Raw genomic sequence first — 316 nt, forward strand, 5'->3', positions numbered from 1 at the left:
GCGACGATCGGCAGGTGCGGCGGGACGGCAAGCTGGTCTTGTGGGAGCCGCTGACCCTGGATGCGACCCATCTGGCGCCCCGGGCCTGCCTCGGCGGGGCCCGCGCGATCGCGACGGTGGCGTTCCTGGCGCCGGATGCGGAGGCGGCGCGCGACACGGTGCGGCGGCTCGCGCCGGAGGGCGTGGACTGGGCGGTCTCGGCCTGGGATGGCAAGCTGGTTCTGCGCGCCTTTGCGCCGGACGCGCAGCCGCTCAAGCATGCTTTGGCGCAGGTTTTGCATGTGTTGCGCGAGGGCGCGCCTCTGCCGCGGGTGTG

General features: G+C 74.1%; 1 protein-coding gene. It reads left to right on the forward strand.

Features of this window, described 5'->3' with window-relative positions; all coding sequences use genetic code 11:
• Positions 1–316 (forward strand): urease accessory protein UreD (locus E0702_RS16350; protein WP_205741989.1); only part of this gene is annotated, 316 nt, incomplete at both ends.

It is taken from the genome of Halomonas marinisediminis (assembly GCF_004347715.1).
GTDB classification, from domain to species: Bacteria; Pseudomonadota; Gammaproteobacteria; order Pseudomonadales; family Halomonadaceae; genus Halomonas; species Halomonas icarae.